Raw genomic sequence first — 13,808 nt, 5'->3', positions numbered from 1 at the left:
TAGAGTATTAATCGGATCCAATAGCTAGTCGAAGTCGGTCAAACAAGAGAAGCAGCATGGATGGCGCTTACCCTCAACCACTGGATGGCAAATCGGTTCTCCTGGTAGTAGACGATTACCCGGAAAACCTCATCAGCATGCGGGCCTTGCTGGCGCGCAATGATTGGCACGTGTTGACGGCAAGCTCGGGGATGGAAGCCCTGGGTACGTTGCTCGAACACGAGGTCGATCTGGTCCTGCTCGATGTGCAGATGCCCGAAATGGACGGCTTCGAGGTCGCCCGCCTGATGCGCGGCAGCCAACGCACCCGGCTGACCCCGATCATCTTCCTCACCGCCAACGAGCAGTCCGACGCTGCCGTGCTCAAGGGCTATGCCAGCGGTGCGGTGGATTACCTGTTCAAACCGTTCGATCCACAGATTCTGAAGCCCAAGGTGCAGGCGCAGCTGGACCAGCAGCGCAACCGGCGCATGCTGCAGCGGTTGACCCGCGAGCTGGAGGCGGCCCGGGCATTCAACGCCTCGATCCTGGAGAACGCCGCCGAAGGCATCCTGGTGGTCGACGCCGAGGGTGTCATCAGTTTTGCCAACCCGGCGATATCGCGCCTGATGCATACCCCGGTCGAGCAACTGCAGGGTGTGCACCTACTCGACCTGCTGCAGCTGGCCAATGCCACCCTGTGGAGTGAGTCCGAGTTTCACAGCGCCTATCTCGCGCGGCAAATCGTGCGGGTTCACGATGCCCATCTGCGCATCCCCGGTGGTCTGGTGCCCGTGGCCCTCTCCTGCGCGCCGTTGCCGGCGGAGCAGCAGGCCATGGTGGTGACGGTGCTGGACATGTCGGTCGAGCGCAACCTGCACCAGCAGCTCGAGTACCAAGCGGTGACCGACCCTTTGACCGGCTTGCTCAACCGTCGCGGTTTCTACCAGGCCGCCGAAGGCGCATTGCTGCGTGGCGAGCGTTCGAACAAGACCCAGGCCCTGATGTACATGGACCTGGACGGTTTCAAGCGGATCAACGACTCGCTGGGCCATGAGGCCGGTGACCGGGTGCTGCGCTGGGTGGCCGAGCAGATCAAGGACTGCCTTGGCAGCGAGGCGCTGCTGGCGCGCATGGGCGGCGACGAATTCACCGCGCTGTTCGACGGCCTGCCCTACCCGGAACAGGCCGGGCGCCATGCCGAAAAGCTGCTCGAGCGAGTGTCGATCCAGCAACAGGTGGACGGGCTGGATGTGTGCCTGGGCGTCAGCATCGGTATCGCCACTTATCCCGACTGTGGCGGCAATGTCGAAGGCCTGCTGCGCGCCGCCGATACGGCGATGTATGCGGCCAAGCAGGCCGGTCGCCAGCAGTATCGCTTCTATGATCAGGAGCTCAATGGCCGTGCCCGGTCGCGGTTGATGCTTGAAGACAGCGTACGCAATGCCGTCGAGGCCCAGGACTTCAGCCTCGTGTACCAACCCCAGGTGGCCTTTGCCGATGGCCAGCTACGGGGTTTCGAAGCCTTGCTGCGCTGGCAGCACCCCAGCGTTGGCGATGTACCGCCCGGGCTGTTCATACCCTTGCTGGAAGAGGCACGGCTGATCAACCGCCTGGCCAGCTGGATCTACCGCCAGGGCGCCGCCCAGCGCCAGGCCTGGTGCCAGCGTTTCGACTCGGAACTGGTGTTGGGTATCAGCCTGAGCCGCGCGCAGTTCACCATGCCCAGCCTGGTCGATGAACTGCAGCGGGTGATCCAGGATTACCAGCTCGACCCGGCACAACTGGAGGTTGAGGTTGCCGAGACCTCGCTCATGTACAACATCGACACGGCGATCAAGCAGATTCACCGCCTGCGTGAACTGGGCGTGCGCGTGGCGCTGGACGATTTCGGTGCGGGCGACTGTTCGCTGCGCATGCTGCGCGACTTGCCCATCGACACGTTGAAGCTGGACCGCCATCTGGTGGCGCGCCTGCCGGACTCGGCGGCGGATGCCGCGCTGGTGCGCAGTGTCATCGGCTTGTGCGCGGACTACCGCATCACGGTGATCGCCGAGGGTGTTGAAACAGAGGCCCAAGCTGCGTGGCTGAAGGCAAACGGTTGCGCTTACGTCCAGGGCTTCCTGGTCGCGCACCCGATGACGGCGGCTGATGCCAGTGGCTTTCCGGCGATTTTTCCCTGGCTACGGCCGTGATTGGCTAGAATCGGCACTCGTTACGCCGAATGCCATGCCATGACCGTATTACGCTATTTGCAAGCCTACCCACCGCACCTGCAGGAGCAGGTGCGGCAGATGATCGACAGCGACCGCCTGGGCGAGTACCTGCAGCGCCGCTACCCCGGGCGCCATGACGTGCAGAGCGACAAGGCGCTGTACGGCTATGCCCAGGACCTGCGCCAGCAATACCTGCGCAGTGCACCCAACCTGGACAAGGTGCTGTTCGACAACCGCCTGGACCTGACTCATCGGGCCCTGGGGCTCAATACCGCGGTTTCGCGGGTGCAGGGCGGCAAGCTCAAGGCGAAGAAGGAAATCCGCATTGCCTCGCTGTTCAAGGAGGCGGCGCCCGAGTTCCTGCGCATGATCGTGGTGCACGAGCTGGCGCACTTGCGCGAGCGCGATCACAACAAGGCGTTCTACCAGCTCTGCCAGCACATGGAGCCGGCTTACCACCAACTGGAATTCGACCTGCGCGTCTACCTGACCTACCGGGAGTTGCCAGGCAACCTGTAAGGATCACGCAGCATGGATGTGAGCAAGACCAAGAGCAGTTTCTACCGCCGCCTGTACGTGGCCTGGCTGATTGACAGCCAGACCGCCACCAGCGTGCCGGCACTGATGGAGGCCACCGGCATGCCTCGGCGTACGGCCCAGGACACCATCGCCGCACTCGCCGACCTGGACATCGTCTGCGAGTTCGAGCAGCAGGAAGGTGCGCGCAACCATGCCGGGCATTACCGCATCCATGACTGGGGGGCGATCGACAAGCAGTGGATCATCCAGCACCTGCGCCAGATCAGGGAAGTACTGGGGTATCCATGACCTTGCGCATGCCGATATGCGGAATGTCATCCTCAAGGTATTGCTCACCCACCACTGCAAAGCCGTGCCGGGCATAGAACCCTTGCAGGTGCGCCTGCGCCGACAGATAGACCGGCGTCCCGTGCCAGCAGTGCCCGGCCGCTTCCAGCCCTTTCATCAGCAGCGGATGACCGAGTTTCAGGTCACGCACCTCGGGTGAGGTCACCACCCGCCCGATGACCACATCACCGCCCTGCGACTGCGGATCGAGCAGGCGCAGGTAGGCCACCAGCTTGTCATCCTGCCAGCCCATCAAGTGCAGGGTGTCGCCTGTCAGGTCCTGGCCATCGACTTCCTGGTAGGCACAGCGTTGCTCGACCACGAACACAGCGGTACGCAATTGCAGGATGGCGTAGAGCTCATGCTTGTCGAGGTCGGAGTGATGCTTGCAAAGCCAGTGGATGGACATGGGGAAACTCCTGATTTGGATGGCTGATCATCGCAAATTTTCAAAGCTCGGCCAAAATAGAGGCTAAATGACATTATTGGCCGCTGCCCCAGGCAACGGCTTTGTGTAATCTCATCTGCGAATCGCCTTCCACAGCGTGTGCCTCCCACTGCAAAAGGACTTCTGCATGCGGCCACTGCTTTGCGCGTTGGGTTTGCTGGGCGTGCTCCTGGCAGTACCTGCATCCGGCCATGACAGGCTGCGGCTGGTGGCCGACAACTGGCCGCCGTTCACCGACAGTGCCATGCCAGGTGGCGGCCTGGCCACCAGCCTGGTCAGCACGGCGCTGGCCCGTGCCGGGTATGCCAGCGGCTACGAGGAAGTGCCTTGGGCGCGGGCTTTGATGGGCATTGGTGAAGGGCGCTACGACGTGCTGATCAGCGCCTGGTACAACGACGGGCGCAAACTGATCGGGCAGTTTTCCAAGGGCTACCTGAGCAATCGCATTCGCCTGCTCAAGCGCAAGGGCGACACGTTCAGCTACAAAAATCAGAGCGACCTTTATCCCTACAGCATCGCAGTGGTGCGCGACTATGCCTATTCACCGGCGTTCGATGGCGATACCCGCTTGCACAAGGTGGAGGTGCGCAACTTCTCGACTGCCGTGCGCATGCTGGCAGCCGGCAGAGTGAACCTGGCCGTGGAAGATGAATACGTGGCGCGCTACAACCTGCAGCGCGAGCCGCAGGATGTGCGCGATGGCGTGACGTTGGTGGAGCCGCTGCTGGCAGAGAACACCCTGCATATTCTGGTGAGCCTGAAGCACCCCGATCACCAACAGATCGTCGAACGCTTCGAGCAGGCCATTGCGGCGATGAAAGCCGATGGCAGCTATGCACGGCTGATGCGCCAGCATGGCTTTTGATCTCTATCGTCTGTGCTCGCCCTTTCGCGGGACAGGCGTGCTCAGGGCGCAGGTGCCTCTTTGATCAGGTGGGCCGCCAAGGTCCGCAACGGCCCCAGCTGCCGGCAGATTAGCGCCAACTGTGTCTGCACCAACCGCTGGTGCTCATCCAGTTCTTCCGGCATCTGCTCCAGGGCATCGGCCAGCGCTTCTTCGGCATCACTGTGAATCGCCACTGGCAGCCGTGCTGCCAAGCCATTGGCAATCTCGTCCAGGCTATTGGCCAGGCTCTGCCCCGCGCCATCGATCAACTGTTCCTGCACCTCTGCAGGCAAGGCTGTATCGCGGTGCGCGCCCAACCCTGACAGGTAACTGAGCAAGGTGTGCGACAAAACCAGGAAGCGGAAACCGACATCGGCCTCTTTGCGGAAATGCCCCGGCTCCATGAGCATGTTGGCCAGTGTGGTCGACAGCGCCGCATCGGCGTTGTGGGCGTTGCGCCGGGCCAGGCGGTAGGCGAGGTCGTCGCGCTTGCCGTGGGCGTATTGCTGCATGATCTGGCGCAAGTACACGCTGGCGCAGGCCAGCGTATTGGCCAGTGCCTTGTTCAGGCGCCGGCCTTGCCAGTCGGGCAGGAACAGGAACACCGCGAGAATGGCGATCAGGCTGCCGACCAGGGTATCGAACAGGCGCGGCAGGAACAGGCCGTAGCCATCGCCGATCTGGTTGAAGCAGAACAGCACCATCAGGGTGATGGCTGCCGTGGCCAAGGTGTAGCGGGTGGTGCGGTTGACGAAGAACACCACGCCCGCAGCCACGGCGAACAGCGACTGGATGACCGGGTTGGGGAACAGGTCGAACAGCGCCCAGCCGACAGTCAGGCCGATCGCGGTGCCGAAGATCCTCTGCACCAGCTTGCGCCGGGTGGCGCCGTAGTTGGGCTGGCAGACGAACAGCGTGGTGAGGATGATCCAGTAGCCCTGGGTCGGGTGGATCAGGTGCACCATGCCGTAACCGATCGACAGCGCCAACGGCAGGCGCAGGGCGTGGCGGAACAGCAGCGAGGTCGGCGTCAACTGGGTGCGCAGGCGCGTCCACACGTCTTTCAGCGTGCGTGGTGAGCGGTCGAGCAAACTGCTGTCGCTGGCATCGGCCAGGCTGTCGGGGTTGCTGGCGGCGCTGAGCAGGCGGTCGAGGGTCGCCAGGTTGGCGGCCAGGGCGCGCAGCGAGCGCAGCAGGCCGCGCCAGGCCGGGTTGCTCTGGATGCGCAGGTGTTCAAGCGAAGCGTTGAGGTCTTCCAGTGCTTCGGCGAAACCGCTGGCCAGCACGAATGGCTGGCGCAGGCGGATCGAACGGGCCAGCTCCTGGCAGGAGGCCCCCTGTTTGCGCAGCAGGCGTTGGCAGCGGAACATCACATCGCTGTGGAAGAACGCCTCGTTGAGGGCGTTGTAGGGGTAGTGCGAGGCGCTGACCCGTTCGTGGATATCCTGGGCCAGGAAGTACAGCTTGAGGTAGCGGCTGACCTTGGAGTTCGGCTGGCTGTTGCCGACCCGGTGCAGGATGATTTCCTTGGCCGCGTTGAGCGCCGCCACCACCTTGCCATTCTGCCGGGCCAGCTCCAGGCGCTGGGCTTCGACATCGAGGTTGCGGATCGGCTCGAACAGGCTGGCCTTGAGCTTGAGGTAGCTGCCGAGTTCGTAAAACAGCTTGGCCAGGCTCTGCTGCACCGGCTGGTTGGAAAACAGTGCCTGCCACAGCACCGAAAGCAGGCCGTACCAGGCTGCGCCCGCCACCAGCAGCATCGGCTCGTGCCAGAAATCGGTGACCTGGCCGCCACGCTGGTCCACGCCGATCATGGTGTACACCGAGGTGATCAGCGTCGCCGAAGCAATCGCGCCATAGCGCTCACCCAAGGCGCCGAGCATGGTCAGGCCGAACGCTGCCAGCGCCAGGGCGATGACGAAGATCCACGGATAGGGGAACAGCAGCTCGACCGCAAGCGCGGCGATGGCAAAGCAGGTGAGGGTAACGGCCAGGGCGCTGAGGCGGCCCTGCCAGCTGTCATCGGTCTCGGCCAGGGCACTGGCGATGATGCCTAGGAACAGCGGAATCAGCAGGGCCATTTCGTTCTGGAACCAGCACAGGGCCAGGCTGCCGGTGAGGGCGATGGTGACCCGGATGCTGTAGCTGAACTTGTCTTGGCCCCACAGGCGACGCAGTGACTGACGGAACGAACTCGATGACATGATGGCCTGCTAGGCAGTGATCGAATGAATGCATTGCAGCACGGCCAGCAAGAAGCGTTCCGTGCTGCTGAATGGATTCTACTCTACACGAACTGCGCAGCGGCGTTGGCAGACGCCCAGGCCCACTGGAAATTGAAACCGCCCAGGTGGCCGGTGACGTCGAGCACTTCGCCGATGAAGTAGAGGCCGGGGCTTTTCAGCGATTCCATGGTCTTGGACGACACTTCGCGGGTGTCCACGCCACCGAGGGTCACTTCCGCGGTGCGATAGCCTTCGGTACCGGCCGGCACCACCTGCCAGTTCGCCAGTTTTTCGGCGATCTCTGCCAGTTCCGCCGGGGTGTACTGTTTCATCGGCCGGGATTCGAACCACTGCTCGGCCAGCAGGTTGGCCAGCTTGCGGGTGAACACCTCGCCCAGCACGGTCTTCAGTTCGGCGTTGGCACGCTCCGCTTGCATCTGCTGCAGCCAGCTCAGTGCGTCGCGGTCGGGCAGCAGGTTGATCTCCACCGTGTCGCCGGCTTCCCAGAACGACGAGATCTGCAGGATCGCCGGGCCACTCAGGCCGCGGTGGGTGAACAGCAGGTTCTCACGGAAACTGGTGCCGTTGCAGCTGGCCGTGCAGTCCAGCGAAGTACCCGACAGTTCGGTGCACAGTGCCTTGAGTTGGGGCTCGGTGATGGTGAACGGCACCAACCCGGCGCGGGTCGGCAGCAGGGTGTGGCCGAACTGGCGGGCCACCTGGTAACCGAAGCCGGTGGCGCCCAGGGTCGGGATCGACAGGCCACCGGTGGCGATCACCAGCGACTGGCAGGCGAACTGGCCGCCGCTGGTCTGCAGCAGGTAGCCACCTTCGGTCTTCTCGATGTGTTCGATGCTGGTGTGCATGCGGATTTCGGCGCCCGCGTCGTCGCATTCGGCCAGCAGCATGTCGAGGATGTCGCTGGCCTTGTTGTCGCAGAACAGCTGGCCGAGCTTCTTCTCGTGGTAGGCAACGCCGTGCTTGCTCACCAGTTCGATGAAGTCCCACTGGGTGTAGCGGGCCAGGGCCGACTTGCAGAAGTGCGCGTTGTGCGAAAGGAAGTTGGCAGGCTCGGTGTACATGTTGGTGAAGTTGCAGCGCCCGCCGCCGGACATGAGGATCTTCTTGCCGGGCTTGTTGGCGTGGTCGAGCAGCAGCACCCGGCGGCCACGGCGGGCGCTGAGCTGGGCGCACATCAGGCCGGCGGCGCCGGCGCCGAGGATGATCACGTCGGTGGAGTGCACGGTGTTACCTCATAGAAAGCAGGGGCTGCTTTGCAGCCCTTTCGCAGGGGCATGCGATCCCCTGTAGGAGCGGGCTTGTCCCGCGAATGGGCCGCAAAGCGGCCCCAAAATAGGTCAGACGATGCGGACTTTCAGGGACCGGCCCTTGATCTTGCCGCTGTTCAGGCGCTGCATGGCCTGCTTGGCCAATGGCCGCTCCACCGCCACAAAGGCCTGGAAGTCGAAGATGGCGATCTTGCCCACCTGCTTGCCCGGGATCCCGGCATCGCCGGTCAGCGCACCCAGGATGTCGCCCGGGCGCAGCTTGTCCTTGCGCCCGGCGGCGATGCACAGCGTGCTCATCAGCGGCAACAGCGGCTCGCCCTTGTTCTTCAGGCTGTCCAGCTGGTCCCAGCGCAGCGGGCTTTTCTGCAGGTCTTCGATGGCCTGGGCGCGATGGCCTTCGGCTGGCGCGACCAGGCTTACCGCGACACCTTTCTCACCGGCACGGCCGGTACGGCCCACGCGGTGTACGTGAATCTCGGCATCACGCGCCAGCTCGACGTTGATGACCATGTCCAGGCCGTCGATATCCAGGCCGCGGGCCGCCACGTCAGTGGCCACCAGTACCGAGCTGCTGCGGTTGGCGAACATGGTCAGCACCTGGTCGCGGTCACGCTGCTCCAGGTCGCCATGCAGGGCCTGGGCGACGATACCCTTGGCGGTCAGGTGGGCAACCACGTCTTCGCATTGCTGCTTGGTGAAGCAGAACGCCACGCACGATTGCGGGCGATAGTGGCCAAGCACACGGGTGACGGCTTCCAGACGTTGCTGCGGGTCGATCTCGATGAAACGCTGCTCGATCTGGTTGTCGGCGTGCAGGCTTTCGACCTTGACCTGCTGCGGCTTGCGCATGAAATCTGCAGCCAGTTGCTCGATGCCGGCCGGGTAGGTAGCCGAGAACAGCAGGGTCTGGCGACGCGACGGGGTCTTGCCGATGATGCTGGCGATGGCGTCGAAGAAACCCATGTCGAGCATGCGGTCGGCTTCGTCCAGCACCAGTGTGTTCAGGCCGTCGAGCACCAGGGTGCCCTTGTCCAGATGCTGCTGGATGCGACCGGGAGTGCCGACGATGATGTGTGCACCGTGCTCCAGCGAGGCAATCTGCGGGCCCAGCGACACGCCGCCGCAGAGGGTGAGGATCTTGATGTTGTCCTCGGCCCGGGCCAGGCGGCGCAGTTCCTTGGCCACCTGGTCGGCCAGCTCGCGGGTCGGGCACAGCACCAGCGCCTGGCAGCCGAAGTAGCGCGGGTTGATCGGGTTGAGCAGGCCGATGCCGAAGGCGGCGGTCTTGCCACTGCCGGTCTTGGCCTGGGCGATCAGGTCCTGGCCGCGCAGGATGACGGGCAGGCTCTGGGCCTGGATCGGCGTCATCGAGGCATAGCCGAGGGCGTCCAGGTTGGCCAGCATGGCGGTGGACAGCGGCAAGGTGGCAAAGGCGGTGGATTCGGTGGTCACGAGGCGGGCCTGCGGTGCGAAGCGAAAAATGCCGCACAGTCTACCAGCCTCATGGCCATTCGCCCTACGATTCCACGTGTTGTTCCGGACGACGGGCACGCCTTCCGTCCGTCGGCGACAGTTGCAGGAAGATCGCTGCTGCCAGCATGGCCATCACGCCGATGGTGACGAAGGTCAGCTGGAACGCGCCCAGCGTGGTTTCCACGCCTTCGGCGCTGCCCGCCGCAGTGAAGCCGCCGAGCAAGGCGCCGGCGCAGGCCACGCCGAGGCTCAGCGACAGCTGCGCGACCACCGACAGCAGGCTGTTGCCGCTGCTGGCGCTGGCGTCGTCGAGGTCGATCAGGGTCACCGTGTTCATCGCAGTGAACTGCATCGAGTTGACCGCGCCGAGCAGCGCCAACTGCACCAGCAGCAGGGCATACGGCGTCTGCTCGTCGACCAGGCCCAGGCTAGCCAGCAGGATGCCCAGCAGCAAGGTGTTGCCGGTCAGCACGATGCGGTAGCCAAGCCGCTCGATCAAGGGTCGGGCGACGGACTTGGCGAGCATCGCCGATGCGGCCAGTGGGATCATGCTCATGCCGGCCTGGGCTGGCGAATAGCCCAATGCTACCTGCAACAGCAGCGGCACCAGGAACGGCAGGGCACCGCTGCCCAGGCGTGCGAACAGGTTGCCGAGGATACCGATGGCGAAGGTGCGCACGCTGAACAGGCTGGGGGAGAACAATGGCTCCGGGTCGCGCCCGGCGCGCAGCCAGTAGGCGGCCAGGCAGGCCATGCCGGCGAATAGCAGCAACATCACCCGCAGGTGCGGCAGGTGCAGCTCGCCCAGGCCTTCCATGGCGATGGTGATCAGCACCATCGCTGCGCCGAACAGGATGAAGCCTGGCGTGTCGAAGCGGGTGCGTTCAGCGCCGCGCAGGTCGGGGATGAACTTCCAGACTGCGTAGCAGCCGACCAGGCCGACGGGCAGGTTGAGCAGGAAGATCCAGTGCCAGCTGAGGATCTCCACCAGCCAGCCGCCCAGGGTCGGGCCCAGCAGCGGGCCGAGCAGGCCGGGGATGGTGATGAAGCTCATGATCCGCACCAGTTCGCTGCGCGGGTAGGCGCGCAACACCACCAGCCGCCCGACCGGCAGCATCAGCGCGCCGCCCAAGCCTTGCACGATGCGGGCGAAGATCAGGAAACCGAGGCTGTTGGCCATGGCACACAACAGCGAGCCGAAGCTGAACAGCAGGATGGCGCTGAAGAAGATGCGCTTGGTGCCGAAGCGGTCGGCGATCCAGCCGGAGGCGGGGATCAGCAAGGCCACGGTGAGCATGTAGGCGATGATCACGCCCTGCATGCGCAGTGGGTCTTCGGCCAGCGAGCGGGCCATGGCCGGCAGGGCGGTGTTGAGGATGGTGCCATCCAGGGACTGCATGAAGAAGGCGATGGCCACCACCCAGGGGATCCAGCGGGCAGTGGTGGGATCTAACGGAGTGCGTTCGGGCATGGCTTCCTCTTTTTGCCTGTGCCGGCCCTTTCGCGGGGTAAGCCCGCTCCTACAGGATCTCCACCGCCTTTGAATGCGGTGACATTCCTGTAGTAGCGGGCTTGCCCCGCGAAAAGGCCGGTCCTGCCAATCACAATGTCAGGGTCAGCCCTTTGACCAGCGCCCCCGGCAGATGACTCGACCCAGTACTGCGCTGCCCATAGGTGCTGGTCGACAGGATCATCTCGCGCTCGCAGGTCAGGTCCTCCAGTTGGCTGCCGAGCAGACTGTACAGGCTGTCATCGAAGCGCATGGTGCTTACCGGCCCCTGGATCTCGCCGTTCTCCACCCAGAAAGTGGCGAAACGGGTCAGCCCGGTCATGCGTGCCGCTGGCAGGTCAGAGTAGTTCAGGTACCACAGGTTGCTGATGTACAGGCCGGTCCCGAGCCGCTCAAGGACCTGCTCGCTGGGCAAGTTGCCCGGCGCCAGGCTCAGTGCGCACGGCGACTCGTAGCTGTCGGCGCCATTGGCCCGCAACTCGAATTCCGCTGCGCTGCGGGCACTGACCAGCCGCTGCATTGCGTTGCCTTGCTGGATCAACGGCACATCCAGGCGCGGTGAGCCCTCGTCGGAGAATTCCGGGCTCAGCGAGCCGCTGACCTGCTCGCTGAAACTGACCATCGGGTGCAGTTGCGCATCGCCGTTGTACAGGCGCTGCAGGGCACTGTTGCCGGTGGCCAGGGCCTGTGCGGAGAAACCACCCCAGCAGAGCATGCCGGCAATTTCATCCATGGCCGCAGGTGCCAGGTAAGCGCGGTAGCTGCCGGGCTTGAGGGTCACTGCCGGGCGACCGAGGAAGCTCAGCTGTTCCCGTGCCAGGCGCAGGCGGGCAGTGAAATCTTCGGCGCTCCACTGCTGGCCAGCATAATTGGCCTTCACCGCCTCACCATTTTCGTGGAACAGGCTCCAGTCGACGTTGAAGCTGTTGGCCTGGTGCCAGCCAATGGCCCCGAACGAGCTGGCGAAGCCCCGGCAGATCGGGCCGGCGGCATAGATGCCGACCAAGTCCAGGTCGCCAGCCTCGCGTTCGAGCAGGGCCAGCACTTCGCTCAGCGCGGGCAACGGCTGCTCCTGCTGGCTGTGGCTGTGCCATGCGCATTCGTCCAGACGCAGGTACGGATCGACGGCCAGCAATGGCAGGGTCTGGCGCAACTGCGCCATGGCAGCGATCAGGCGTTGCCGGTCAAGTTGCGCGTCGCCACTCAGGGTCACCTGCTGTTCCGCCTGGCGGCCATCGTGGACCAACCGCAGTTGCGCGCTGGCCTGGCTTACCTCGCCAGCCTGGCGCACCTTGGCGTGGTTGAAACGCACGAATTGCGACTGTTCGGCACTGTAACCGAGGGTGAATTGCTCGTCGGCCTGCAGGGCCTGGCGCACATCCGCGATCAGGGCTTCGAAAACGTGTTTCATCAGGCATCTCCTCCGAAAACGTCGATCTGGCGGAACACGCAGGCGGGTGAAGCATGCCCGACCCGCACGACCTGGTTGGGCTCGCCCTTGCCGCAGTTGGGTGTACCCAGAACCTGGAAGGTGCTGCGGTCGCCGACCGCCGCGAGGTTGCGCCAGAACTGCGCGGAGATGCCGCGGTAGTTGGGGTTCTTGACGATGCCTTTGAGCTCGCCGTTTTCGATCAGCTGGCCCAACTCACAGCCGAACTGGAACTTGTTGCGCGCATCGTCGATAGACCAGGAGCGGTTGGTGCGCATCAGGATGCCGTGCTCGATGCCCCGGATCAGCTGGTCGAGGGACTGGTCGCCCGGTTCGATATTGAGGTTGGCCATGCGGTCGATTGGTGCACGGTTCCAGCCGCAGGCGCGGCTATTGGCCACGCCGTCGAGGCCGGAGCGGAACTGCGACAGCGCACCACCTAGCGGGCGCATCAACAGGCCGTTGTGGATCAGGAACTGCTTGCTGGCCGGGGTGCCGTCATCATCAAAGCTGTAGCTGGCCAGTTCTTCGCCGATGGTTGGGTCGAAGGTCACATTGAGCAATTCGGAACCGTACTGCAGGTGGCCGAAGTCGGTGGCTTTGACGAAGCTGGTGCCAGCGTAGTTGCGCTCGTCGCCGAGGATGCGGTCCATCTCCAGCGGGTGGCCGATGGACTCGTGAATCTGCAGCATCATCTGGTCGGGCATCAGCAGCAGGTCGCGTGCGCCGCTGGGGGTGTTCGGCGCCAGCAGCAGTTGCAGTGCCTGGTCGGCGACCTGGCGAGCAGCGCCAACCAGTCCGCAGCGCTCGACGATTTCGAAGCCGCCTTGCTGGCCGAAGTTGTCGCGGCCCAGGCTGCGGCTCTGGCTGTCCTGGCCGTCGCTGGCGGTGACACTGAGGCCCGGGAACAGGAAGCGCTGGGCATGGCGCAGTTCGGCGCCGGCCGAGTTCAGGTAGGTCTGCTCGACCAGGCTCAGGCCCAGGCTGGCCTGCCAGTCCACCAGGCGGCTGTCCTTGGGCACGCTTGCCGATTCTGCGGCGAGCAGGCCAAGGCAGTCGGCCAGGCTCGGTACCGGCTGGTCGAAATTGGGTGAGATGTGGTCGTGGCGGGCGCTGGTCGCCGGCTGCTCGCGCAGGTCGAGCAAGCTGTGCCGGGCGATCTGGCGAGCCAATGCCTCGGCCTGTTCCAGTGCCCGTTGCAGGCCGGCCTGGGATAGGTCGGCGGTGGCCGCATAGGCCTCCACACCATTGATCCGCACTGTGAGCATGGCGCCCTCGTCATGGCTGAAGACGGGCGGCTCAGCCACATTGCGGCGAACCGAAAGCGCCTGGTGCGACTGTTTCACATGACGCAGGGAAAACAACTCGGCCGTACTGCGCAGCGCAGCAAAGCGCTGGCGCAGCAGGGCGCTGGAATCGAACATCTGGAAGCCTCCGTTTTCACGGTGGCTCCCCCTAGAACCACCCGTCTTGCATGGCGAGGCAC

11 protein-coding genes are annotated in these 13,808 nt (G+C 64.3%); 4 read left to right on the top strand and 7 right to left on the bottom strand.

Translation table 11 applies throughout. The annotated features are described in order from the left end of the window. Positions 1-56 precede the first annotated feature (56 nt). From C2H86_RS09655 to C2H86_RS09645, 3 genes are read left to right on the top strand one after another with little or no spacing between them, the layout of a single operon-like run. On the top strand, positions 57-2,174 hold the full coding sequence (locus tag C2H86_RS09655) for a putative bifunctional diguanylate cyclase/phosphodiesterase (protein ID WP_159412377.1): 2,118 nt from the start codon (positions 57-59) through the stop codon (positions 2,172-2,174). A gap of 39 nt (positions 2,175-2,213) precedes the next feature. Then, entirely contained in the window at positions 2,214-2,714 is a 501-nt protein-coding gene (locus C2H86_RS09650; RefSeq protein WP_027920691.1) for a M48 metallopeptidase family protein, read from the top strand. Positions 2,715-2,726: 12 nt separating this feature from the next. Then, positions 2,727-3,023 carry a winged helix-turn-helix domain-containing protein gene (locus tag C2H86_RS09645; protein ID WP_023378388.1) on the top strand — a complete coding sequence of 99 codons (297 nt, stop codon included), beginning with the start codon at positions 2,727-2,729 and terminating at the stop codon, positions 3,021-3,023. Here the strand turns inward: C2H86_RS09645 and C2H86_RS09640 are convergent. Next, positions 2,998-3,471 carry a GNAT family N-acetyltransferase gene (locus C2H86_RS09640; protein ID WP_159412376.1) on the bottom strand — a complete coding sequence of 158 codons (474 nt, stop codon included), beginning with the start codon at positions 3,469-3,471 and terminating at the stop codon, positions 2,998-3,000. The two genes, C2H86_RS09645 and C2H86_RS09640, sit on opposite strands and share 26 nt — an antisense overlap. A 166-nt stretch (positions 3,472-3,637) precedes the next feature. Between C2H86_RS09640 and C2H86_RS09635 the strand changes: the two genes are divergently transcribed. Then, positions 3,638-4,375 carry a substrate-binding periplasmic protein gene (locus tag C2H86_RS09635; protein WP_159412375.1) on the top strand — a complete coding sequence of 246 codons (738 nt, stop codon included), beginning with the start codon at positions 3,638-3,640 and terminating at the stop codon, positions 4,373-4,375. 41 nt (positions 4,376-4,416) lie between these two features. On the opposite strand, the gene yccS is transcribed toward C2H86_RS09635, so the two are convergent. The 6 genes from yccS to C2H86_RS09605 form a co-directional block, all read right to left on the bottom strand. Next, positions 4,417-6,600, bottom strand: a complete 2,184-nt coding sequence (gene yccS / locus C2H86_RS09630) for a YccS family putative transporter (protein WP_159412374.1) — start codon at positions 6,598-6,600, stop codon at positions 4,417-4,419. Positions 6,601-6,683: 83 nt separating this feature from the next. Next, positions 6,684-7,865 carry an NAD(P)/FAD-dependent oxidoreductase gene (locus C2H86_RS09625; protein ID WP_159412373.1) on the bottom strand — a complete coding sequence of 394 codons (1,182 nt, stop codon included), beginning with the start codon at positions 7,863-7,865 and terminating at the stop codon, positions 6,684-6,686. A 114-nt stretch (positions 7,866-7,979) separates the two neighbouring features. After that, positions 7,980-9,314: an ATP-dependent RNA helicase DbpA gene (dbpA, locus tag C2H86_RS09620; RefSeq protein ID WP_240349712.1), complete on the bottom strand. Its 1,335-nt coding sequence runs from the start codon at positions 9,312-9,314 to the stop codon at positions 7,980-7,982. 112 nt (positions 9,315-9,426) lie between these two features. Then, the gene (gene mdtD, locus C2H86_RS09615) at positions 9,427-10,854 is read right to left on the bottom strand and encodes a multidrug transporter subunit MdtD (RefSeq protein ID WP_159412372.1); all 1,428 of its coding nucleotides are present in this window, start codon (positions 10,852-10,854) and stop codon (positions 9,427-9,429) included. A gap of 130 nt (positions 10,855-10,984) precedes the next feature. Further along, positions 10,985-12,304 (bottom strand): TldD/PmbA family protein, encoded by a 1,320-nt coding sequence (locus tag C2H86_RS09610; protein WP_159412371.1) that lies wholly within the window; start codon positions 12,302-12,304, stop codon positions 10,985-10,987. Further along, positions 12,304-13,746: a TldD/PmbA family protein gene (locus tag C2H86_RS09605; protein WP_159412370.1), complete on the bottom strand. Its 1,443-nt coding sequence runs from the start codon at positions 13,744-13,746 to the stop codon at positions 12,304-12,306. The genes C2H86_RS09610 and C2H86_RS09605 overlap by 1 nt, the downstream gene beginning before the upstream one ends. Positions 13,747-13,808: the final 62 nt, after the last annotated feature.

It is taken from the genome of Pseudomonas putida, assembly GCF_009883635.2.
Taxonomy (GTDB): Bacteria; Pseudomonadota; Gammaproteobacteria; order Pseudomonadales; family Pseudomonadaceae; genus Aquipseudomonas; species Aquipseudomonas putida_W.
The sequence above is the reverse complement of the archived record's forward strand: the minus strand, read 5'-3'. Positions and strand labels throughout refer to the sequence as shown.

Bases quoted from the DNA above. Each gene is read 5' to 3' on its own strand.
- C2H86_RS09645 (WP_023378388.1), top strand. From the start codon at position 2,727: ATGGATGTGAGCAAGACCAAGAGCAGTTTCTACCGCCGCCTGTACGTG.
- C2H86_RS09635 (WP_159412375.1), top strand. From the start codon at position 3,638: ATGCGGCCACTGCTTTGCGCGTTGGGTTTGCTGGGCGTGCTCCTGGCA.
- C2H86_RS09605 (WP_159412370.1), bottom strand. From the start codon at position 13,746: ATGTTCGATTCCAGCGCCCTGCTGCGCCAGCGCTTTGCTGCGCTGCGC.
- dbpA (WP_240349712.1), bottom strand. From the start codon at position 9,314: ATGCTGGCCAACCTGGACGCCCTCGGCTATGCCTCGATGACGCCGATC.
- C2H86_RS09650 (WP_027920691.1), top strand. From the start codon at position 2,214: ATGACCGTATTACGCTATTTGCAAGCCTACCCACCGCACCTGCAGGAG.
- C2H86_RS09640 (WP_159412376.1), bottom strand. From the start codon at position 3,471: ATGTCCATCCACTGGCTTTGCAAGCATCACTCCGACCTCGACAAGCAT.
- yccS (WP_159412374.1), bottom strand. From the start codon at position 6,600: ATGTCATCGAGTTCGTTCCGTCAGTCACTGCGTCGCCTGTGGGGCCAA.
- C2H86_RS09655 (WP_159412377.1), top strand. From the start codon at position 57: ATGGATGGCGCTTACCCTCAACCACTGGATGGCAAATCGGTTCTCCTG.
- mdtD (WP_159412372.1), bottom strand. From the start codon at position 10,854: ATGCCCGAACGCACTCCGTTAGATCCCACCACTGCCCGCTGGATCCCC.
- C2H86_RS09610 (WP_159412371.1), bottom strand. From the start codon at position 12,304: ATGAAACACGTTTTCGAAGCCCTGATCGCGGATGTGCGCCAGGCCCTG.